Annotated in this window: 26 protein-coding genes; 18 read left to right on the forward strand and 8 right to left on the reverse strand. The window is 42.2% G+C overall.

Annotated elements, in window-relative coordinates:
* The first annotated feature begins 88 nt into the window (after nt 1-88).
* The 7 genes from P255_RS01420 to P255_RS01450 all read left to right on the forward strand — a co-directional run bounded on the left by P255_RS01420 (nt 89) and on the right by P255_RS01450 (nt 6,675).
* The gene (locus P255_RS01420) at nt 89-847 is read left to right on the forward strand and encodes a hypothetical protein (RefSeq protein WP_004899310.1); all 759 of its coding nucleotides are present in this window, start codon (nt 89-91) and stop codon (nt 845-847) included.
* A 16-nt stretch (nt 848-863) separates the two neighbouring features.
* A complete protein-coding gene (locus P255_RS01425) occupies nt 864-1,433 on the forward strand; it encodes an HdeD family acid-resistance protein (RefSeq protein ID WP_004899312.1) in 570 nt (189 codons plus the stop codon).
* A gap of 299 nt (nt 1,434-1,732) precedes the next feature.
* Complete coding sequence (locus P255_RS01430; protein WP_004899313.1) at nt 1,733-3,193, forward strand: CYTH and CHAD domain-containing protein; 1,461 nt, start codon at nt 1,733-1,735, stop codon at nt 3,191-3,193.
* Nucleotides 3,194-3,419: 226 nt separating this feature from the next.
* Nucleotides 3,420-5,396, forward strand: a complete 1,977-nt coding sequence (locus tag P255_RS01435) for an ATP-dependent helicase (RefSeq protein WP_004899315.1) — start codon at nt 3,420-3,422, stop codon at nt 5,394-5,396.
* A gap of 51 nt (nt 5,397-5,447) precedes the next feature.
* Nucleotides 5,448-5,687: an RNA recognition motif domain-containing protein gene (locus P255_RS01440; RefSeq protein ID WP_004899317.1), complete on the forward strand. Its 240-nt coding sequence runs from the start codon at nt 5,448-5,450 to the stop codon at nt 5,685-5,687.
* A 130-nt stretch (nt 5,688-5,817) separates the two neighbouring features.
* Nucleotides 5,818-6,321, forward strand: coding sequence for a DUF6586 family protein (locus P255_RS01445; protein ID WP_004899320.1), 504 nt, complete (start codon nt 5,818-5,820; stop codon nt 6,319-6,321).
* A gap of 75 nt (nt 6,322-6,396) precedes the next feature.
* Nucleotides 6,397-6,675, forward strand: coding sequence for a hypothetical protein (locus P255_RS01450; RefSeq protein WP_004899321.1), 279 nt, complete (start codon nt 6,397-6,399; stop codon nt 6,673-6,675).
* Nucleotides 6,676-6,753: 78 nt separating this feature from the next.
* Here the strand turns inward: P255_RS01450 and P255_RS01455 are convergent, their stop codons facing one another.
* From P255_RS01455 to P255_RS01475, 4 genes are all read right to left on the reverse strand, one after another.
* Complete coding sequence (locus tag P255_RS01455) at nt 6,754-8,463, reverse strand: cation:proton antiporter (protein ID WP_004899325.1); 1,710 nt, start codon at nt 8,461-8,463, stop codon at nt 6,754-6,756.
* Nucleotides 8,464-8,704: 241 nt separating this feature from the next.
* A complete protein-coding gene (rpmG, locus tag P255_RS01465; RefSeq protein WP_001205031.1) occupies nt 8,705-8,860 on the reverse strand; it encodes a 50S ribosomal protein L33 in 156 nt (51 codons plus the stop codon).
* Between the two features lie 12 nt (nt 8,861-8,872).
* Entirely contained in the window at nt 8,873-9,109 is a 237-nt protein-coding gene (gene rpmB, locus P255_RS01470; RefSeq protein WP_004754274.1) for a 50S ribosomal protein L28, read from the reverse strand.
* Nucleotides 9,110-9,276: 167 nt separating this feature from the next.
* Nucleotides 9,277-10,713 (reverse strand): coniferyl aldehyde dehydrogenase, encoded by a 1,437-nt coding sequence (locus P255_RS01475; protein ID WP_004899329.1) that lies wholly within the window; start codon nt 10,711-10,713, stop codon nt 9,277-9,279.
* Between the two features lie 120 nt (nt 10,714-10,833).
* On the opposite strand from P255_RS01475, the gene P255_RS01480 reads away from it, so the two are divergent.
* Both P255_RS01480 and purU read left to right on the forward strand, forming a co-directional pair.
* Nucleotides 10,834-11,526 carry a TetR/AcrR family transcriptional regulator gene (locus P255_RS01480; protein ID WP_004899335.1) on the forward strand — a complete coding sequence of 231 codons (693 nt, stop codon included), beginning with the start codon at nt 10,834-10,836 and terminating at the stop codon, nt 11,524-11,526.
* Between the two features lie 79 nt (nt 11,527-11,605).
* Entirely contained in the window at nt 11,606-12,472 is an 867-nt protein-coding gene (purU, locus tag P255_RS01485) for a formyltetrahydrofolate deformylase (RefSeq protein WP_035364929.1), read from the forward strand.
* Between the two features lie 52 nt (nt 12,473-12,524).
* Here purU and yihA read toward each other — a convergent pair whose 3' ends face one another.
* The 4 genes from yihA to P255_RS01505 all read right to left on the reverse strand — a co-directional run bounded on the left by yihA (nt 12,525) and on the right by P255_RS01505 (nt 16,132).
* The gene (gene yihA / locus P255_RS01490) at nt 12,525-13,346 is read right to left on the reverse strand and encodes a ribosome biogenesis GTP-binding protein YihA/YsxC (protein WP_004899339.1); all 822 of its coding nucleotides are present in this window, start codon (nt 13,344-13,346) and stop codon (nt 12,525-12,527) included.
* A gap of 78 nt (nt 13,347-13,424) precedes the next feature.
* Nucleotides 13,425-13,868 carry an RrF2 family transcriptional regulator gene (locus P255_RS01495; protein WP_004899342.1) on the reverse strand — a complete coding sequence of 148 codons (444 nt, stop codon included), beginning with the start codon at nt 13,866-13,868 and terminating at the stop codon, nt 13,425-13,427.
* Between the two features lie 93 nt (nt 13,869-13,961).
* On the reverse strand, nt 13,962-14,726 hold the full coding sequence (locus P255_RS01500) for a globin domain-containing protein (protein ID WP_004899346.1): 765 nt from the start codon (nt 14,724-14,726) through the stop codon (nt 13,962-13,964).
* Between the two features lie 221 nt (nt 14,727-14,947).
* Nucleotides 14,948-16,132 carry a PLP-dependent transferase gene (locus P255_RS01505; protein ID WP_004899348.1) on the reverse strand — a complete coding sequence of 395 codons (1,185 nt, stop codon included), beginning with the start codon at nt 16,130-16,132 and terminating at the stop codon, nt 14,948-14,950.
* Between the two features lie 160 nt (nt 16,133-16,292).
* On the opposite strand from P255_RS01505, the gene P255_RS01510 reads away from it, so the two are divergent.
* The 9 genes from P255_RS01510 (at nt 16,293) to rpsC (ending at nt 21,699) form a co-directional block, all read left to right on the forward strand.
* Nucleotides 16,293-17,024: a type 1 glutamine amidotransferase gene (locus P255_RS01510; RefSeq protein WP_004899350.1), complete on the forward strand. Its 732-nt coding sequence runs from the start codon at nt 16,293-16,295 to the stop codon at nt 17,022-17,024.
* A 513-nt stretch (nt 17,025-17,537) separates the two neighbouring features.
* Complete coding sequence (gene rpsJ / locus P255_RS01515) at nt 17,538-17,849, forward strand: 30S ribosomal protein S10 (RefSeq protein ID WP_000070912.1); 312 nt, start codon at nt 17,538-17,540, stop codon at nt 17,847-17,849.
* Nucleotides 17,850-17,909: 60 nt separating this feature from the next.
* A complete protein-coding gene (rplC, locus tag P255_RS01520; RefSeq protein WP_004899353.1) occupies nt 17,910-18,548 on the forward strand; it encodes a 50S ribosomal protein L3 in 639 nt (212 codons plus the stop codon).
* Nucleotides 18,549-18,559: 11 nt separating this feature from the next.
* The gene (rplD, locus tag P255_RS01525; protein WP_004899356.1) at nt 18,560-19,162 is read left to right on the forward strand and encodes a 50S ribosomal protein L4; all 603 of its coding nucleotides are present in this window, start codon (nt 18,560-18,562) and stop codon (nt 19,160-19,162) included.
* Nucleotides 19,159-19,479, forward strand: coding sequence for a 50S ribosomal protein L23 (gene rplW / locus P255_RS01530; RefSeq protein ID WP_004754252.1), 321 nt, complete (start codon nt 19,159-19,161; stop codon nt 19,477-19,479). The genes rplD and rplW overlap by 4 nt, the downstream gene beginning before the upstream one ends.
* 11 nt (nt 19,480-19,490) lie before the next feature.
* A complete protein-coding gene (gene rplB, locus P255_RS01535) occupies nt 19,491-20,315 on the forward strand; it encodes a 50S ribosomal protein L2 (protein WP_004754250.1) in 825 nt (274 codons plus the stop codon).
* A 13-nt stretch (nt 20,316-20,328) separates the two neighbouring features.
* Entirely contained in the window at nt 20,329-20,604 is a 276-nt protein-coding gene (gene rpsS / locus P255_RS01540; RefSeq protein ID WP_004754249.1) for a 30S ribosomal protein S19, read from the forward strand.
* An 11-nt stretch (nt 20,605-20,615) separates the two neighbouring features.
* A complete protein-coding gene (gene rplV, locus P255_RS01545) occupies nt 20,616-20,945 on the forward strand; it encodes a 50S ribosomal protein L22 (protein ID WP_004754247.1) in 330 nt (109 codons plus the stop codon).
* A gap of 1 nt (nt 20,946) precedes the next feature.
* Nucleotides 20,947-21,699 carry a 30S ribosomal protein S3 gene (gene rpsC, locus P255_RS01550; RefSeq protein ID WP_004754245.1) on the forward strand — a complete coding sequence of 251 codons (753 nt, stop codon included), beginning with the start codon at nt 20,947-20,949 and terminating at the stop codon, nt 21,697-21,699.
* Nucleotides 21,700-21,701: the final 2 nt, after the last annotated feature.

A 21,701-nucleotide genomic window follows, 5' to 3' on the forward strand; every position in this document is an offset into this window, starting at 1 on the left:
TTCGATTTAATATTCTCTAAGAATTCAAAGAATGCTGGCAAATTTGCTGGCATTTTTTATAAAAAATAATAAATAGGTCATTTGAGATATGTGGAAAAAAATTCGTGTCACATTTTTATTGTTGGTTTTACTTGTTGTAGCAGTCAACGCTTGGCGTGATCAAAATCAAAACTGGGATCGTCCGATTGTGGTGTTGCTGCATCCTGTCAATGCTGATGGTCAAGCCACAACCGAGCAATATATTCAACATTTAACGACAGAGGCTTTTGCCAGCTCCCAGCAATTTCTGCAAGATTCCAGCACTTTATATCGCGGTAAAAAAGTCTATTTTATTTACCAGTTAGGGCATGAGTTAAAGCAGTTGCCGCCAAAAATTCCTGAAAATGCCGGTGTGCTACAAGTGATGCTGTGGAGCCTCAAATTTCGTTATTACGCATGGCAGCAGCATACATCGCAAGATGGTCGCCCGACAGTCACCTTGTATCTCAATTATTATGATCCAGAGCAAACCACGGCATTAAAACATTCGACTGCTCTGGAGAAAGGCAGAATCGCAATGGTGAATCTGTTTGCATCGGGGCAGCAGGCAGCGCAGAATAATATTGTATTGACCCATGAGCTGCTGCATGCGTTTGGTGCAACAGATAAATACGAGCTTGCTTCTGGACAGCCGATTTACCCTTCAGGTTATGCCAATCCAGAGCAGGAGCCACGCTATCCACAGCATCAGGCTGAAATTATGGGGGGATATATTGCACTTTCAGCAACCACCAGCAAAATGCCTGAAAGCCTAGCTCAAGTCACACTCAATAAACCCACTGCCATTGAAGTGGGGTGGACAAAATAAATAAGAGAATAAAACTATGCTTACAGTCGGAAATGATTTGATTCGTCATCAACTGCATCAGCAACGTAAATGGTATTTGTTATTTGGCTGGTTACTGGTGTTGTTTGCGGGCATTTTGCTGTTGAGCCTGCCTTTTGCCACTTTAACGGTGGTCGTATTGTTTGGTGGATTGATGATGCTGGCAGCGATGCTTCATGTATTGGCAGCATTCAAGTTTTTTGATGGTGGTGTGCGCTGGATGTGGTTGCTGTTTGCTGTGGTGTATTTTATCGCAGGCTTTTTGGCATTTCGTCATCCGTGGGGAACAGCCATTTTTTTAACACAGGTTGTTGGGGGTGTTTTGGTTGTGGCGGGGGTACTTCGTGTTTTTAAGGCACTGTTATTTCGCGCGTTTCAAGGCTGGGGCTGGATTTTATTTTCAGGGTGCCTCACTTTATTGACAGGTGTTTTGATTTTAATCAGTCCTAATGCTGCATTTTGGCTCTTGGGGCTATGCCTTGCTTTAGATTTATTGTTTCAGGGAATCAATTATTTAAGTTTGGCGGCAGTGATTCAGCGTATTCCTCCAAGTTCTGCCGACACCTAATTGTCGATTGATTATCTGAGATTAATTTAAAATAAAAAAACAGGCGATCTTGATCTCGCTTTTGGATGAAGCCCGTGAAACTGTGAGCGAGCTTCAGCTGCATTTTTACAAGCTATCAAGAGTATCCTGAAAATCTTTGTATTTGCTTTGAAATGAATGTCTAGCGATTCATTTCATCGGTATGCGGTGTATTTTTTTGCTTATTATATAGACAATATGCTGATTCACTTTTAGATTGATAATGATTTAAAAATTTTGATCGCAGATTCTAAATTCTGGTGTTGGTTAGGAGCATAGGTATGGTTGAAATCGAATTAAAGTTTCAAGTACCCATGATTCACCGTGTTGATGTTTCTCAGGTATTCCACAACAAAAATGCCCAGCCGATCCATGTAAAAACCCAATATTACGACACTGCTGAGTGCAAATTGTCTGCTGCCAAATTGCAGTTACAGTTGGTTTTACAAGCGAATCACTGGATACAGACTTTGATCTGTGAAGATGCCAAGCATCTCGGTTATCTAGAGCATCAAGTGAGTTTGGGGGAAACCGATGCTCCACATGTGGATGTTACATTGCATCAGGGGACGCCAGCAGGTGCGATTCTGTTTGAAGTTTTGGGTGATGAAACGCAGGCATTAACCCTACAATTTGAAACGGATATTGTTCGTACATTGCACAATATTGAGGATCAAGACAGTCAGATCGAAGTTGCGCTTGATGTAGGCGAAATCCGTACTGAAAAAGATCATCTTCCCATCTATGAACTTAAATTTGAACTCAAAACGGGTTCAGTCAATCGGCTATTTTCATTGGTGACTGATTGGGTACAGCGCTATGAATTATGGCTCGACATCCGCAGCAAGGCTGCACTCGGTGGTCAGTTACGACAAGGACTCAAAGCTTTGCCAGCTATACAGGCGTGTAATCCTGTACTTGTAAACAAATTACCCGTCGAAATTGCTTTACGTGAAATGATTGCAAGTTGTCTACAGCAGATTTTGCCAAATATTGCGGAAATGATGACTGAATCAAATGAAGCTGAACATGTGCATCAGGCACGTGTAGGGATTCGCCGTTTACGTAGTGCCTTACGTGTTTTTGGTCATTGGTCTAAACAGACTGATCAGACTTGGGAAGTGACTTTAAAAACGCTGTTTAATCAATTGGGTACTATTCGCGATCGTGATGCTTTGGAAGAAAAACTGCTGCCTAGGTTACGTGCAGCAGGTGCGCCTTATGTTAAGTTGCCGATTCAACCGCATCAGGAGGAAAAGCACACTTTCAAAGATCCTTCTTATACGACATTATGGCTGGCGATGATTCAATTTATTCAAGTCCCGTCAGATAGTCAGCATGAGCAGAACATTGACGATGACTTGACCGAACTGTCCAGTGCAGAGATTAAACACATGCATCGGCAGTTGTTAAAAGATGCTGAAAACTGTTTGAATTTAAACGATATGATGTGGCATCGTATGCGTAAGCGATTGAAACGTTTGCGTTATTGTGTTGAATTTATATCTTCTTTATATGATAAAAAACAGGTTCGACAATACCTGAATGCTCTAAGCCCTGTTCAGGATATTTTAGGGCAATACAATGATGTCCTGATTGCTGAAGCATTGTTTAAACAACAGGTAGAACAGCATCCACAAGCTTGGTTTGCTTTAGGCTGGTTGGCAGCCCATCGTGAACAGTTACGGCTAGAATCTGCTTCAGCTTTACAGCAGCTTCAATATGCCAAGGTCTTCTGGTAAGTACTTTAGCCACAAAAACCAGTAAGGTCGGTCGTTATTAACGACTTGTTTTTATATGAAAATACAACAAAGAAAGGCAAGGGATCAATTGGGCACAGCTGTGCTTGCATCCTAGATATAACAAATGTTGGCTATGGTCTTTGCTGTAGTGGCATAAGTTCCTCACAGCAATAGAGGCGAGTTTGTTAAACTATAGCAAATACCTGATTGAACCTATGATGTTTGCATGAGCCTTGATACCCTGATCGCAGAGTTAAATCCCCAACAAAAACAGGCTGCAACCACAACCGCAGCACACTGTCTGGTTTTGGCAGGGGCAGGCTGTGGCAAAACCAAAACCATTGTTGCGCGAGCGGCTTATCTGATTGCGCAGGGTACACCTGCCAACCAAATTCAGATTTTGACCTTTACTCGCCGCGCAGCCAGTGAAATTGTGACCCGAGTCGAGCAATATCTGGGTGCAGCCGCGCAAGGTTTACGTGCCTCAACTTTTCATACTTTCTGTATGTATCTGTTACGACGTAATCCGCAAGCGTTTGGATTGACCCAGTTTAGTATTATTGACCGAGATGATCAGTTGATGATGTTTCGGTTATTGCGTGGTAAAGGTCGCGATAATATTTTGCCCAAAGCAGCTCAATTATGTGACCTGTATTCATTTGCACGAAATACTCGAATCAAGCTTTCTGAGGCTTTAGTGCAACAATTGCCAGAAGCATTGCCGTATCAGGCGGAAATTGCAGAGGTAATGCGCCAGTACGAACAGCGCAAGCAGGAGCGTAATTACCTTGATTATGATGATATTTTAGCGATTGTGGCAGGGCATTTGCAGCAGTCACCTGCATTGGTGGATTGGGTCAGCCGACTGTGTTCGGTGATGCTGGTCGATGAAATGCAGGATACCAATCCATTGCAATGGTCATTGTTGGAACCTTTGATCGGGCGAGTGCAATTGTTCTGTGTTGGTGATGATGCCCAGTCGATTTATGGGTTTCGTGGGGCAGACTTTGAAAATATTCATCATTTCAAAACACGTGTTCCCGATGCTCAAGTGCTGACTTTAGAGCAGAATTACCGCTCTACACAGGAAATTCTGGATTTATCTAACTGGTTGTTAAAAAATAGCCCGATTGAATATAACAAGCAGTTGAGTGCACATCGGGGTGCAGGACAGAAACCACATTTACATGTTTTTCCGAATGAGTTTGAAGAAGCCAACTGGATTGCCCAAGATTTAAAACAGCGCTATCAGCAAGATACGGCATGGAATCAGCACATGGTTTTGGTGCGCTCCTCCTATGCTGCGCGGTATCTTGAAAGTGCATTTATTAAAATGGCGATTCCTTATCGTTTTATTGGCGGAACCAAGCTGCTGGAAGCTGCACATGTCAAAGACTTGCTGAGCTTGCTGCGAGTTGCTGCCAACCCGCAAGATGATATTGCATGGATGCGGTTTTTAACCTTATGGAATGGTGTCGGTGATGTCGGTGCCAGCCGACTGACCAGCGAGCTGATCGCTTTGGATAGTTTAGAGGCACGATGTGCACGCTTGGAACTACATGGCAAAGTGTCACCAGCCGCGATTTTAATTTTAAAACAGCTCTCGATATTACAGCATGAAGTACAACAGTGTATTGGCTTGGCAGTGGATGCCTTGACTGAACAGCTGGCACAGAATTATCAAAATCAGGACTGGGCGCGCCGTGTCAAAGATTTTGATTTGGTGAAGCAACTGGCACAAAAACATGGGGCTTTGGGCGAATTTCTTGAAGAATATGTCCTCGAACCGATTTCTGTCTCAGAAGTGGAGCGGGCAAGTGATCAGGATGTCGTGACCCTGATTACGGTGCATTCAGCAAAAGGCACCGAGCAACAGGTGTGTTATGTGCCACATTTAACGGTCAATCAGTATCCGCATGCACGCGCTCAGGGTGATTTTGATGCTGTTGAAGAAGAGCGACGTGTATTGTATGTCGCGTTAACACGTGCAAAAAATGAATTAATTTTAACCAAGCAGGATTTAAATCACTGGGCATACGATCAAACCGATGAGCTTGGGCGTAAAATTAGCAGTTATTTCTTGAATGATTTGCCCTTATCACTGGTGAATGTTGAAGCGCATAAGCGGATACCCGCAGCCCAGACGGGATTCTCCCAGAAAAAACCACCAACCCGTATTACATTTGGCCTGGATTTTGACTAAGCGTCAAAGACATTCAGGCAGTTATTTAATTCACCATCAAAAGGTTTATACATGAAAATTTTAGTTCGTAACTTGGAACGCTCGATTACTCAAGCTGAGCTGCTGGAATTATTTGAGCAATACGGTCAGGTCGATTCTTGCGTGATTGTCATGGATCAGGCTACAGGAAAATCCAAAGGTTTCGGCTTTGTGGAAATGCCACATGCCCGAGATGCCATCAAAGCCATTAAAGGTTTAAATACCTTGAAACTTAAAGGTGTTGGTATTCGTGTGAAAGCCGCAGAAGAATAAGCCAGTATTGAAAAAGGAAGGTATTTAAACCTTCTTTTTTTCTATAAAAACATGAAAAAACTATATTCAAAGCACAGTACTGGCGCTAATCTATGAACAGGTTATCTTAGATTATTGAAAGGGAATCATTATGTCACGTGTTGCTCGCTACCATGCCGATCGTACCAATCAAAAATTATATTTTGCGCGTTTAGCATGTTTGCAAGCAGAACAAACTGATCATGTTCAACAAGTTCAGGCATATCGTGAAGCTGCAGTGTTTCATTTACATGGTGCGATTCTGGCATTTTTACAGGAACTGGTTCGTTATTATCGTTTGAATGACATGCAGCCAACCTTAAAGTCGATTGAAGAGCATATGGCAGAAAAAGGGCAGGTATCACCTGAAGTGACTGTCATGCAACAATTAGCCCGAGATGGTTTTATTGCAGAGCTAAAACACGCTTACCGTATGTGTCAGTATGCGCCTGAACCGACTGCTCCAGCACCTGAGCAGGAAACATCATCCAATTTAATTATCAAAGTGACTCAAGGACCTCAGTCATGGTTGCCAGACATTGAAATTTTGCGTGAATGGCATCGGGAGTTAAGCCGCCTGATCGATGGTTTTCGTAATGAAATGGTCGAATTTTAACACCTTGAATTTTGCATTTTTGCACCGATATAAGTTAGTGTAAATCTTTGCATTTCTGGTGCGTATGGAGGTCGTATGTCTATACAGCAATTGAAAGAGTTATTTGGTAATCAGGACGCGGTTCTTGAGCTTGTACAGCTAGAAAATGGTGAGTTGGCACTACGTAATGCGGGCTCCGAAAATGCACCTCTAGTTACGATTCAGTTTAATGATGAAGTGCGTGCATTGCTTGGTGAGAACACGGCTATGGTTGCACAGCACATGATTCAGGCAGCACTTTTGGGGCTGATTGAAAAACAGGCGAACCAATGGCAGGCTGAAGTAATGGATGAACCCCCGAAAATCTTCAGTTAATTTCAAATCCATATAAAAAACGTACAGTCAACACTGTACGTTTTTTTATATCCATATCACAGTATAGAGTTTTAATATCTAATGCTGATGCGCCAGTTCAATCTGATGCAAAATATGCTTGCTCATATTGATGGCCATTTCTTCCTTGGCATAAAACACCTCGCCAATCGCATCCGCCCGAATCACTTCAGCTTCTTCTTTATTTTCAGCGCAAACCAAAACCTGAATTTGAGGGTTAAGCTGTTTGGCAATATCGACAATACGGTGAATGTCGAGAATATCCATCGGCGATATAATCAGCATACGGGCATGCATGATATGGGCTTGGATGAGAACGCTAGGCTCAGTCGCAGCACCACTGACTGCCGCAATCTCTTTTCCTCGCAGTTTTTCTACAATTTCACGATTTTCTTCGGCAATCACGACTTTAATATTTTGTTCCATTAATGTTTTGGTAACACGTCGCCCAACTTCGCCATAGCCCACAATTACGACTTGATCCCGCAAATAAGATTGATCCATTTCATCGGGCAACATTGCAAGAGGGTCGCTGCTACGTTCGAGTAACCGAGCCAGATGCGAACGTGCTCGAATCCAGCGTTGGGCTGGTTCAATTGCTGAAAATACAAATGAATTTAAGGTAATCGAGAACAAAGCACCTGCCAAAATCAGGTTTTGCGCTGAGGTGGTTAATAACCCTAAGGAAATACCGAGCGTTGCAAGAATAAATGAAAATTCGCCAATTTGTGCCAGACTTGCTCCAACAGTTAGTGCGGTATTGATCGGATAGCGGAAAAACAGCACAAGACCCATCGCTGCGAGGGTTTTTCCCAACATGATAATCGCAACAACAGCCAAAATATGTAAAGGCTGCTCGACGATAATATGCGGGTCAAACAGCATGCCAACAGACACGAAAAATAAAATAGAAAAAACTTCACGCAGGGGGAGAGTTTCTTCTTCGGCACGGTGACTAAAATCAGACTCCTTGACCACCATTCCTGCAAAGAATGCCCCTAAAGCCATGGATACCCCAAAAATGGCGTAAGAACCGTAGGCAATCGACACGGCACAGGCAACCACAGTCAGGGTAAATAACTCACGAGAGCCTAAGCGTACAACAAACTGCATGATCATCGGCACAAGGCGCTTACCAATAATCAGCATAAAGGCAATAAAGCCTGCAACTTTGAGTAATGTTAGCCCAAGTGTTAGCCAAATGCTGGTTGATGCTACATGACCATGATCTAACGCTTTACCTCCCAGCAAAACAGCAGTTGCGGGCAAAATCACCAGAACCAAGACCATGACCAAATCTTCGACCAAGAGCCAGCCTACAGCGATTTTACCATTCACAGATTCGAGTAATCCCTGATCGCTGAGTGCTTTAAGCAGGACAACAGTACTTGCGCATGACAGGCTCAGACCAAATACCAACGCTGAGCCAAAAGACCATCCCCAGAACATGGCAACAGCCAGTCCGAGCAACGTTGCAACAGCAATTTGCAAGATAGCACCAGGTAAAGCAATGCGTCTCACTTGGAGTAAATCCTTGAGCGAGAAATGCATACCCACGCCAAACATTAAAAACATGACGCCTAGTTCAGCCAGTTGGTTGGCAAGACCTAAATCAGCTTCAATACCTGGAGTATTGGGACTAATTAAAATCCCTGCGATTAAATAACCGATGAGTGGAGGGAGTCGTAGTCGTGCAGAGATATAGCCACACAATAACGCTAGACCAAAACCCACAGCGAGTAAAACAATCAGGTCAACATTATGCGGCACAACTGGCTCCTCAAAAGTGTGAGAAAAAGAAAAAAGATATAAATGAAAGATGAGGTTTGTTTCGCCAGCCTATCTGCTTGCCCCCGTACAGGATTGAAACAGATTTCAATTTTGTGCAGAGAGAAAAATAGAGAAGGTGTAAATTATTGTGAAAAAACCTATTTTATAGATATTAACCATAACCTTAAAAAAAAGGCAAAAAAAACGACTCCAATAGGAGTCGTTTTTTCGAAAACTAAAATTATTTGATTTTAGCTTCTTTGAAAATAACGTGTTGACGGATTTTTGGATCAAATTTTTTGATTTCCATTTTTTCCGGCATAGTACGTTTGTTCTTCGTAGTCGTATAGAAATAACCTGTACCTGCTGAAGAAACTAGGCGAATTTTGTCACGCATTACGATGACTCCTTAGATCTTTTGACCTTGAGCACGAAGATCAGCTACAACCTTTTCAATGCCCAATTTGTCGATGATACGCATACCCTTAGTAGACAAACGAATACGTACAAAACGTTTTTCGCTTTCTAACCAAAAACGGTGGTGGTGCAGGTTCGGCTCGAACCGGCGCTTGGTTTTGTTGTTTGCGTGTGAGACGTTGTTACCAACGACTGGACGCTTGCCGGTAACTTGGCAAACCTTAGACATGGTGGAACTCCATTGATGATTTAGCCAACAGCAAGCCTGTGGCCAGTCATAAAACAAACAGATTGAATTTATTCAAGGGGCGTTTTATACCAAAAATGCGATTAAAAGACAAGCAATTTTGTTTAAAACACCACATGACTTGAAACGATAGCTCATGCCTTGATCATTTAGCGCAGCAAAGCTTTGGAAATCAATTTGTAAATCGGTTTATTAAACGGCGGTAGTACAAATTTTAAACTATAGAGTTTAGGATTTGACATCATCGAGCGTTCATGTGACAAATTGAAAAAGCCTTCTGGTCCATGATATTTCCCCATACCTGATGCACCGATGCCGCCGAAAGGCAAATCATCTTGTGCAACATGGCTGAGAACCATGTTTTGACCAAAGTGTCCTGAGTGGGTTCGTTCAGCGACATAATCGGCACGAGCCTGATCAAAGTCGAAGTAGTATAACGCAAGTGGGCGCGGTCTGCGATTAATAAAGTCGATGACTTGCTCAATATCTTCATATTCCATAATTGGAAGAATCGGCCCAAAGATCTCATGCTGCATGAGCTGCATCTCAGTGGTAGCACCTGCAACCAAAGTGGGTGCAATTTTACGCTGGGTGCTGAGCAACTCATTTTTGGGATTAATTTCAATCACTTTTGCACCTGAAAGCTGAGCATCTTCCAAATAGCGATGCAAGCGTAAATATTGCTTGTCATTAATAATCGCAGTGTAATCCTGATTATTGGCAATATCAGGGTACATATGTTGTACCGCAATCTTGAAATGTTCTACAAATTCGGCAGTTTTACCTTTAGGCAGGAAAATATAATCAGGTGCAACGCAGGTTTGTCCTGCATTCCACAGTTTCCCTGCAGCTACCCGTAATGCTACATCTTTCATGTGCATGGAGTGATGCACTAAAACAGGTGACTTACCCCCCAATTCCAAAATTACAGGGACTAGGTTTTTTGCGGCTGCCTGCATGACAGTTTTGCCCACATTGGTTGAGCCAGTAAAAATTATTTTGTCAAAAGGCAAGTGGCTAAACGCATCGGAAATCGTACCGCCTCCATTCACAACAGCGACTAACTCACAAGGAAAAGCTTCTGATAAGGCCTTGTCGAGCATTTTGCCAAAATGTGCAGAGGCACTCGAAACTTTGATCATGGCATGATTGCCTGCAGCAAGCGCACAGATCAATGGACCAATCGACAATAGCAATGGGTAATTCCATGGTGCAATAATTCCGACAACCCCAAGTGGTTGATATTGCACCCAGCCTTTTGCAGGTTGGTGTAACCAGCTAATGTGGCGTTTTTCAGGTTTCATCCATGCAGTCAGATGTTTACGATAATAGCGAATCTGTTCAAGGCAGGTGAGAATTTCGCCGATACGGGTTTCGCCAAGTGCGCGATTGCCAAAATCCTGACTGATCGCCTCAGCAAATTGGTCTTGATATTTAACCAAAATTGCTTTGAGTCGGTTTAAACGTTCGATCCGATCTTTTGCCGATGGCATTGGATAAAGCTGATAGGCTTGTTTTTGCTGTTGTAGAATTTGAATCAGTTGTTGCTCAATAAGCTCAGGAGAGTTTGAGGTCATGGTTTGCATGTGAGATGCCTCCTTTGCATATTGTTGATGAAGAATATTTTTAGAGTAAAAACTCTAATCAGTCAAGCGTAGAATTGTGCTAGGCTGTAACGGTTTTTGGGTAAAATTTGGTTGTAGTGAATGTCGCAAACAAAAACAGTAAAAACGAAACAGCGTATCTTAAACTTGAGTCTGCAATTGTTTAATGAGCGTGGTGAGCGTGCCGTGACCACCAATCATATTGCTTCGGCTCTCGAGATGAGTCCTGGTAACTTGTATTATCATTTTCGTAATAAACAGGAAATTATAAAAGCACTGACGGATCAGTATCAGCGTGAAACCTTAGAAATGTTGGCACTTCCGCAAAACCGCCTGGTCAATGCAGATGACAAGATTCATTACTTTCAGGTACTGAGCGAGCAGCTCTGGCGTTATCGGTTTTTGCATCGGGATGTGTATCATCTAGCTGAAAATGATGAAAAGTTTAAGCAGCAATATACACAGTTTGCGCGGCAGGTGATGCATCAAGGACAGTGTATTTATCAGGCATTTGTTGATGCTGGACTCATGAAAATGACCACTGTAGAAATTGAGGCACTCATTGTTAACATCTGGATTGTATTGACCAACTGGACGAATTTCCTGTTTATGACAGGGCATCTGGATGACCAAAACCAGCTCGAAGACAAATGGATCTGGCAGGCATTACGCCAGATGTTATTTTTGGAAGGGCCTTATTTGCTGGGCGAAAGTCGAGCAACTTATGAGGCATTGCTGAACAGTATTGAGTCATCGGATTGGTTTACTCAACTCAAGCTCAAAGTATCGCAATAAAAAGCTATATGTGAATATTCAAAAAAAAGAGTATAATATTCGGCTATCTTTTTTGTATGAATAAGTGATATAGAGCAACATGAACATGACCACTGCCAATACTGCACGTTTGCTGATTACTTGCGAAGACAAGCCAGGAATCGTGCAAGCTGTATCGAGTTTTTTGTATCATCAAGGAGCGAACATTACCGCACTTGACCAGTATGCTACAGAAGCTCAGGGCGGGCGTTACTTCATGCGTGTTGAGTTTGAACTTGATCATTTACAGAGTCGTAAAGATACCTTATTACAAACCTTTGACACCAATGTCGCAGAGCGTTATGAAATGCAATGGCGTTTGGCCTTTGTTGGTGATGTGAAAAAAGTCGGTATTTTGGTTTCAAAAGTTGATCACGCCTTACTTGAGTTGTTGTGGCGTCATGCGCGTGGCTCACTACCGTGCGAAATTACTCAAGTCATTTCAAATCATGAAGATCTTCGTGAAGCAGTTGAGAACTTCGGTATTCCATTTACTGTAGTCAAAGTGACTAAAGACAATAAAGTCGAAGCATATGCGCAAATTGACGAATTGATGCAAGGAAATGACTTGCTGGTTCTTGCACGTTATATGCAGATCTTAAATGAAGATTTTGTCACAAAATGGCCGATGAAAATTATCAATATTCACCATTCATTCCTGCCTGCTTTTGTGGGAGCAAATCCTTACAAGCAAGCCTATGAAAAAGGCGTGAAACTGATTGGTGCAACAGCGCACTATGTGACGGCTGAACTGGATCAAGGGCCGATTATTGAGCAGGATGTTGAGCGTGTTGGTCACCAGTATAATGTTGAGCAACTACGTGAATTGGGCGAAGATGTTGAGCGTAATGTGCTTGCCCGTGCGGTGAAGTGGCATCTGGAAGATCGTATTATTGTGGATGGCAACAAAACAGTGGTATTCCAGTAAAACAGAATTTTGTTCAATAAAAAAGGCATGTCATGAACATGCCTTTTTTTATTTATGGTGTGTCTGATTCTACAATATCTTCGCTATCATCATCGGCATCATCTATATCTGCATCTGATGCTTCAGGAATACTATTAATATCAATAACCTGCTTATTGTCATCTAAAATATAGTGCAAGCGCCCCGCCATAACCGATGCCAGTTCTTCAAGACCTTGTTTGTTGAGAGAAGAAAACAGTTGGATGGAAAACTGTAGCTTCATTTTCTTGAGAGCTTGCTTGACTTCAATCAGTGCTTTACTGGCTGGGCCTCGGTTTAGCTTATCCGCTTTTGTCAATAAAATATGCACAAACAGTTTACGAGAATGTGCCCACTCCAGCATCATCAAGTCAAAATGTTGTAATGGATGGCGAATATCCATCAACAGAACCAAGCCTTGCAGGCTTTCGCGATGAATCAAATAATTTTCTAGCTCTTTTTGCCAAACGCGCTTCATTTCTTCAGGAACTGCCGCATAACCGTAACCTGGTAAGTCTACGAGGCGTTGATTGGGGTTGCCTAAGCTGAAAAAGTTGATCATTTGGGTGCGTCCTGGTTTTTTGGATGCACGTGCCAATTGCTTTTGATTGGTTAAGGCGTTAATTGCACTGGATTTACCAGCGTTAGACCGACCTGCAAATGCAATTTCATAACCTGTATCTTCGACACAAAGTGCGAGTTTAGGTGCACTCATTAAGAATTCGGCTTGGCGTAACCAGTTGAGAGACTGCACCGCATAACCTGTAATCGCAGGATCAGGCTGTTTTTCATAGCTAATCTTTTGTTTGGGTGCGAGTCTCGCTTTGGTGTCTTTAGATTTTGCATAACGATGCATAGATAGATTTCACGCGAGATAAAAAATGTCCTGCATAGTATAAAGCAAGCTGCACTGCGGTGCGAATTTTCAGTTTTTTTATAAGTTCAGCAGTGAAATAGGCGAGTGTTCTGCCACGCTATTGGGGGTTGATGTGTCGAGAACTTGCCCAAGCGTATAGGCGTTGAGGCTTAAATAAAATTGATCTACTGCCTGATCGAGAATGCTTTTCAGACCACATTTAGAGCGTAGTACACACGGTGGGTTGTTGCATTCCACAATGTTGACTTCACCTTGCAAAATCTTAACTAAATCGCCAAGGCGAATACTGAGAGCATCTGGATTTAGACGAATACCGCCACCTTTACCGCGAGTGGTGATGATCCAATGTTGTTTTGCCATAAAATGCACAATTTTGACCAGATGATTGGCTGGTACATACAGACAGTCTGCAAGCTCGGCAATGGTATAGGGAGCTTGTCGTGTTTGCGCAATCGTAATCAGAATGCGTAACGCATAATCGGTAAACTTATTTAATTGCATAGGTGGAAATTGGTAATATTTATGTGCAGATATTAATACTAAAGCAAGAAAAACGGAACTTTTGTTAATGACTGCACATAAATCACGACAGAATTAGTCAGCTAAAGGTGCAGATACCTGAACCTGATCGCCGATCTGATAGTTTGCCAATAAGATGTTAGCAACATCATATTCGCTATGATTTGCTTCAGGAAGCACTTCAATATGATATTCGGTATTGTCTTGTTGTGCTGAAAATTTGAATTGCTGAGGTTGTTCAATCCCCTGAGCAGGTACTTTGACTTTTACTGAAATATAAGCGCCTGCTTTACCTGTAGTAACAGCATTACCATCTGTTGGTTTAAGCGTGAAGCGTTTCCCAGATTCAAGTGCATCAATCTCGGTAATTTCAAAACTACGCCAGCCAGCCCAGCCACCTGTTTGTGTAGCCAGTTGCTCATATTTTTGTTTTTCAGCATTAATTAAAATATCTGCAAGTTGCAAATACGCCTGTTTCCATGCTTCGATCAACTCAGATTCAAACGGAACATTTAACACTTCACTAATAGAGTGCAGTAGATTTTCACCAACAATCGAGTATTGATCGGCTTGAATGTTGAGACTGACATGCTTGTTGGTAATATGGTCTACGGCTTTAGCCAGAACACTTGGGTTTTCAATATGCTCTGCATATGCCAAAACTGCTGCAGCAAGCGCACGAGGTTGACGACCAGTGCTTTGGTGATCAAGGTTAAACACATTTTTTAATTCAGGATGGTTGTCCAACATACGTTTATAAAAATATGAGGTCAGTGCAACCCCATTTTCACGAAGTACAGGAACAGTGGATTTTACAAGTTCGATATGCTCTGGAGTCATGTTGAGACCTTTATAATGGTTTTTTCTATTAAAGATACTTTTAAAATATATTTTTAAAAATTAAAAAACAATAGATATTGAAGAAAAATACAGAATTTATTTATGGATTTTTTTTAACCAGTTTATGGTTATTGTCATAAAATATTTATGGTTATGAAAAATAAATAAATTTTATAAATTTCTGCTTGGTTTTGTCTTGCTGACCAAGCAGAATACCCAATTTATAGCGCTTGCAAAGCCTGTTCAATATCTCTAATCAAGTCTTCGCTAGATTCTAGTCCGATACAAAAACGAACCAAGAAACCCTGTGCAAGATGTGCTGATTTTAAGCTGCGCATTTCGGTTAAGTCGTACAGCATCACGAGACTAACGGGGCCACCCCAACTAAATCCGAGCTTAAACAATTGTAGAGCATCACAGAAGCGTCGTATGGATTCAAGCGTGTAATTTTCTTGAAAGATTACACTGACTAAACCGGCACTTTGCTGACTCTGGCAAACTTGCTGCCAATATTGATGCCCAGGTGATAACGCATCACTGGGATGGAGGACTTGCTGAAACTGAGGTTGTTGCTTTAACCAGTGTAGAATTTCTTGAGCGCTATGTGATTGCTGCTGATAACGCAGTTGCATGTGTGCAAGGCTACGCTGAATTTGCGCGCAGTCATCACCAGAAACCGCAATTCCTTGAGTGGCATGCATATGTAATAATTTTAAGTGTAGCTTATGTTCTTGTGTCACTACGCTGCCCATTAAAATATCACCACCACCGCTTGGGTATTTGGTGAGAGCATGTACAGTGATATCGACAGCCAAATGCTCATCGGAAAAATCAAAAGCATTAAACGCCAGTCCTGCGCCCCAAGTATTATCAAGCACAGTCATGATTTGATGCTGTTTGGCTTTTTTAACGAGATTAATTAAGTCTGGAAACTCTAAAGTAACGGAACCTGCTGCTTCTAACCAGACTAATTTGGCTTTTGTTGAGGGTTGAAAACTGTGATGGTCAAGTGGGTCATATACTTGGACGATAACACCAAAACTTTGTTGTAAATAACGCAAATGCGCCATGCCTGGGCCATAAATATTATCAGGAACCCAAACCTCATCACCTGATTGCAATAATGCAGAATTCACCAAATTAATCGCAGATAAACCACTTGGTGCTAGCAAACAATAATTGCCATTTTCTAGTTGTGCGATTTTATCTGCAAGCGTGTAGGTGGTTGGGGTGCCATGCGTCCCATAACTATAATCGTAACGGTCACTCCAGTGTCGATCAAAGAGCTTGGAGGTGTTTTCAAAAATAATGGTTGATGCGCGATAAAGGGGAGGCTGAATGGTTTTAATATATTGTGGCGCTAATCTTGGTGCGTGAATTAGTTCGGTTTGTGAAGATTTTTTCAAAGTTCATACTCTGCAAAGCAAAAGGCTGATATTAATTTAAGCGATTCACGTATAAAAAATAATAGAAATAAAAAAAATTCAAAAAACCTGATTTTTTCTAAAAGTTGGCGTCATTTTTGCTAATTAAAGCTTAATCATTGCAATTATAGGATAATAATGCATGAAATCAGGTTTAAAAGTTCATTACTTTCAACATATTGCAGGAGAGGGGTTTGGAAGCTGCTATGATTTTTTAAAAGCTCATCAAGCTAAAATCACTGCGACCGAATTTTTTGCCTTACCTAGCGACACCTTGCTGGAAATTGAAGCGCTGCCTCAAATTGAAGATGTTGACTTATTGATCATTATGGGCGGTGAAATGAGTGTCAATGATGAGGTGAATTACCCGTGGCTAAAGCTAGAAAAGCGCTGGATCCGACGTTATTTGGCAACAGGCAAGCCCGCCATAGGTTTGTGTTTGGGAGGGCAACTGATTGCCAGTGCTTTGGGGGCGGCGGTGAATCGCCATGCGCACAAAGAATTGGGTTGGACAACCGTTTATCGTATTGATAATGTGCCCAAGCATTGTTTTGAATTACCTAGGGAATTTAATGTTTTACAGTGGCATAGTGAAACTTTTGACCTTCCAAAAGGTGCGATTCATTTAGCGGAAAATTCCACTTGCCGTAATCAGATGTATCAGATTGGCCATAATATTTTAGGATTTCAATTTCACCCTGAGATGACACCAGAAGTTTTACAAAAATTCTTAGATGATGATGACAAAATTGCCATCTTTGATGGTGAGCAAATTCAGCAAATTGACCATTTAAAAAAATCCCCATTGCACTATTTTCTACAGGGCAATGATCTACTCAATCGGGCCATTGAATTTGTATTAAAAACTGCTTAGTGCAACTCAGAATAATTAGCCTAAATATGAAAAAGTAAACCTACGTACATACATATAATTATTGACTGGATTGGTCGATACCGATTGTTATCATCAGGGATGGTGTAATCTGTAAATAAAATTCATAATTTTAAAAAATGAACCTGTGTTTTGATCCTTGTAATGGTTAAGAATAGGCTGATAGTGAGGCTGATAAATATTAGTGGAGGTTTGAATTTAATCCCTTATCAAACATTTTCATCATTGCGCTATTTTAGCTTACTCTACAACTGGTTTATGAAACGTCGTTAGACCTGAAAAATATATGTAAAAGACGTTTGCGTAATGATTGAACAGTGGTTATAATGAGCGACCTCTCAAAAAGAGAGTGTGGTTATTGAAAAATATAACCAAATCGTAACAGTCATGGCATCGATCATGACCTTAGTGATTTTCACTGCCCTTGACACTTGCCCCTATAGGTGAGATGCGTCATGGGTGATTCTTTATATATTTGGCTTGGAGTTAACTGGTATGTCTAACCAGAGAATTCGTATCCGTCTTAAGTCTTTTGATCACCGTTTAATTGATCAATCAGCTCAAGAAATCGTAGAAACTGCAAAACGTACTGGCGCACAAGTGTGTGGTCCAATCCCGATGCCAACTCGCATCGAACGTTTTAACGTTTTAACATCACCACACGTTAACAAAGATGCGCGTGACCAATACGAGATCCGTACTTATAAACGTTTGATCGATATCGTTCAACCTACAGATAAAACTGTTGATGCGTTGATGAAATTGGATCTTGCAGCTGGTGTTGATGTTCAGATCGCATTGGGTTAAGACTTTCGGTTAATTAACACTCTCAAGTTAATTAGGCCGCTTTTTTAGAGGTTTATGCACATGGCTATTGGTTTAGTCGGTCGCAAGTGCGGTATGACCCGTATCTTTACAGATGCTGGTGTTTCTGTGCCTGTAACAGTGATTGAGGTTGATCCAAACCGCATCACTCAAATCAAAACGCTTGAAACTGATGGTTATCAAGCGATTCAAATCACTACTGGTGAACGTCGCGAATCTCGCGTAACTAACGCTCAGAAAGGCCATTTTGCGAAAGCTGGTGTTGCTGCTGGTCGTTTGGTTAAAGAATTCCGCGTTGCAGAAGCTGAGCTTGAAGGTCGTGAAGTTGGTGGTACTATCGGCGTTGACTTGTTTACAGTTGGTCAAATTGTTGACGTAACTGGCCAGTCTAAAGGTAAGGGCTTCCAAGGTGGTGTTAAGCGTTGGAACTTCCGTACGCAAGACGCAACTCATGGTAACTCTGTATCTCACCGTGTTTTAGGTTCTACAGGTCAAAACCAGACTCCTGGTCGCGTGTTCAAAGGCAAAAAAATGGCTGGTCACTTAGGTGATGAACGCGTAACAGTACAAGGTCTTGAAGTTGTATCTATCGACACAGAACGTTCAGTTCTTGTTGTTAAAGGTGCGATTCCTGGTGCTACTGGCGGCGACGTTATCGTTCGTCCTACGATCAAGGCCTGAGGGGAAATAACGTGAATTTAAAAACTGTTTCCGGCTCTGCTGTTGAATTGTCTGAAGTTGCTTTCGGACGTGAATTTAACGAAGCTCTTGTACACCAAGTTGTAACTGCTTATTTGGCAGGTGGTCGTCAAGGTTCTCGTGCACAAAAATCACGTGCAGACGTTTCTGGTGGTGGTAAAAAACCATTCCGCCAAAAAGGTACTGGCCGTGCTCGTGCAGGTTCTATTCGTAGCCCAATCTGGGTTGGCGGTGGTAAAACATTTGCTGCTCGTCCACAAGACTGGTCTCAAAAAGTTAACCGTAAAATGTACCGCGGTGCAATGCAATGTATCTTAGCTGAACTTGTTCGCCAAGATCGTCTTGTATTAGTTGAAGAGATTGCAGTTGCAGCTCCAAAAACTAAAGAATTGCTTGCAAAGCTTAACGACTTGAACGCTCCTCGTGCATTGATCGTTACAGAAGCTGTAGAAGAGAATTTATATCTTGCAGCACGTAACCTTCCACACGTTGATGTGGTTGATGCAACTGCAATCGATCCAGTTAGCTTGATTGCGTTCGATAAAGTTGTTATGTCTGTGGCTGCTGCTAAGAAAATTGAGGTAGAACTCGGATGAACAACGAACGTATCTATCAAGTCCTAAAAGGACCAGTATTCTCAGAAAAAGCACAAGTTTTAGGTGAAACTGCTGGTGTTCAAGTATTTAAAGTTGCACTTGATGCAAACAAGCTTGAAATCAAAAAAGCAGTTGAACAACTATTTGGTGTTCAAGTTGTGAAAGTAAACACAACAATCACTAAAGGTAAGACTAAACGCTTTGGTAAAACATTAGGACGTCGTTCTGATGTTAAAAAAGCATACGTCACCCTGAAAGCTGGCCAAGATGTTGAAATGGCTGACTTGGGCGATACCGCTGAAAGCGCAGCGGAATAAGGACGAAAATTATGCCGATTCAAAAATGTAAGCCAACGTCTCCAGGGCGTCGCTTTGTTGAAAAAGTGGTTCATAACCATCTTCACAAAGGCGCACCTTATGCTCCGTTGGTTGAAGCTAAGAAACGCACTGGTGGCCGTAATAATAATGGTCACATTACGACTCGCCACGTAGGTGGTGGTCATAAACAGCATTATCGTCTTGTTGACTTTAAACGTAACAAAGATGGTATTCCTGCTACTGTAGAACGTATTGAATACGATCCTAACCGTACTGCACACATTGCATTAGTTTTGTATGCTGACGGTGAACGTCGTTATATCATTGCGCCTAAAGGCTTGCGTGCTGGTGATAAAGTTCAATCTGGTAACGATGCTCCAATTCGTCCAGGTAACTGCTTGCCACTTCGCAACATGCCAATCGGTTCTACACTACACAACGTTGAACTTAAAATCGGTAAAGGTGCTCAGTTAGCACGTTCTGCTGGTACTTCAGTTCAATTGTTAGGTCGTGATGGTTCTTACGCAATTGTTCGTCTACGTTCAGGCGAAATGCGTAAAATTCATGTTGAATGTCGCGCTGTAATTGGTGAAGTTTCTAACCAAGAAAACAACCTTCGCTCATTGGGTAAAGCTGGTGCTGCGCGCTGGCGCGGTGTTCGTCCTACCGTACGTGGTATGGCAATGAACCCAGTTGATCACCCACATGGTGGTGGTGAAGGGCGTAACAAAGGTATTCAACCTGTGAGCCCATGGGGTCAAAAAGCTAAAGGGTACAAGACACGTACCAATAAGCGTACGACTAAGATGATTATTCGCGACCGTCGCGTCAAGTAAAGGAATCTGACTAATGCCTCGTTCTCTGAAAAAAGGTCCATTCGTCGATGCGCACTTGTTCGCTAAGGTTGAAGCGGCTGTTGCGGCTAATAACCGTAAGCCGATCAAGACTTGGTCTCGTCGTTCGATGATCCTTCCAGATTTTGTTGGTCTAACAATTTCTGTTCACAATGGTCGTAACCATGTTCCAGTAATTATTTCTGAGCATATGGTTGGTCATAAACTCGGTGAATTCGCGCCAACTCGTACCTATCGTGGTCACGGCGTTGACAAGAAATCTAAACGTTAATAGGTGCTATGATGGAAGTAACTGCTAAATTACGCGGTGCCGCTATCTCGGCACAAAAAGCTCGTTTGGTTGCAGATCTAATTCGTGGCAAATCTGTTGCTCACGCTTTAAACATCTTAAACTTCAGCAATAAAAAAGCTGCAGTTTTGGTGAAAAAAGCGTTGGAATCTGCAATTGCAAACGCTGAACACAATAACAGTTTAGATGTTGACGATCTTAAAGTTTCTACGATCTACGTTGATGAAGGCATCAGCCTTAAACGTATTATGCCACGTGCTAAAGGCCGTGCAGATCGTATTACTAAGCGTACTTGTCACATCACCGTTAAGGTAGGGGTTTGATATGGGTCAGAAGGTTCATCCAATCGGTATCCGCCTAGGTGTTGTGAAACGTCATAACGCTAACTGGTATGCGAGTCCGAAACAATACGCTGAATACTTGCTTAAAGATTTGCAAGTTCGTGAGTTTTTAACTAAAAAACTTAAGAATGCAATGATCAGCAATATTCTTATCGAACGCCCTACAGGCGCAGCTAAAGTAACTATTAGCACTGCTCGTCCTGGTATCGTGATCGGTAAAAAAGGCGAAGACATTGAAAAATTACAGCGCGAACTTACCAATATTATGGGTGTTCCAGCGCAAGTAAGCATCAACGAAATTGATCGCCCTGACTTGGATGCTCGCCTAGTTGCTGAAGCTATCGCTTCTCAATTGGAAAAACGTGTAATGTTCCGTCGTGCTATGAAGCGTGCGGTTCAAAATACGATGCGTGCTGGTGCTAAAGGTATCAAAGTTGAAGTTTCTGGTCGTTTAGGTGGTGCGGAAATCGCACGTACTGAATGGTATCGTGAAGGTCGTGTACCTTTGCATACTCTTCGTGCTGACATCGACTACGCTACTATGCGTGCAGAAACTACTTACGGTACGATTGGTGTTAAAGTTTGGATTTTCCGTGGTGAAATCTTGGGTGGCATGAAACAAGTCATGAACCCAGCACCAGCTGAGGAACGTCCAGCTAAGCGCGGTCGTGGTCGTGGTGAAGGTCAAGAGCGTCGTGGTCGTCGTTCAGACCGTGCTGCAGACAAGGGAGAATAATC

It is taken from the genome of Acinetobacter brisouii CIP 110357, from assembly GCF_000488275.1.
GTDB classification, from domain to species: Bacteria; Pseudomonadota; Gammaproteobacteria; order Pseudomonadales; family Moraxellaceae; genus Acinetobacter; species Acinetobacter brisouii.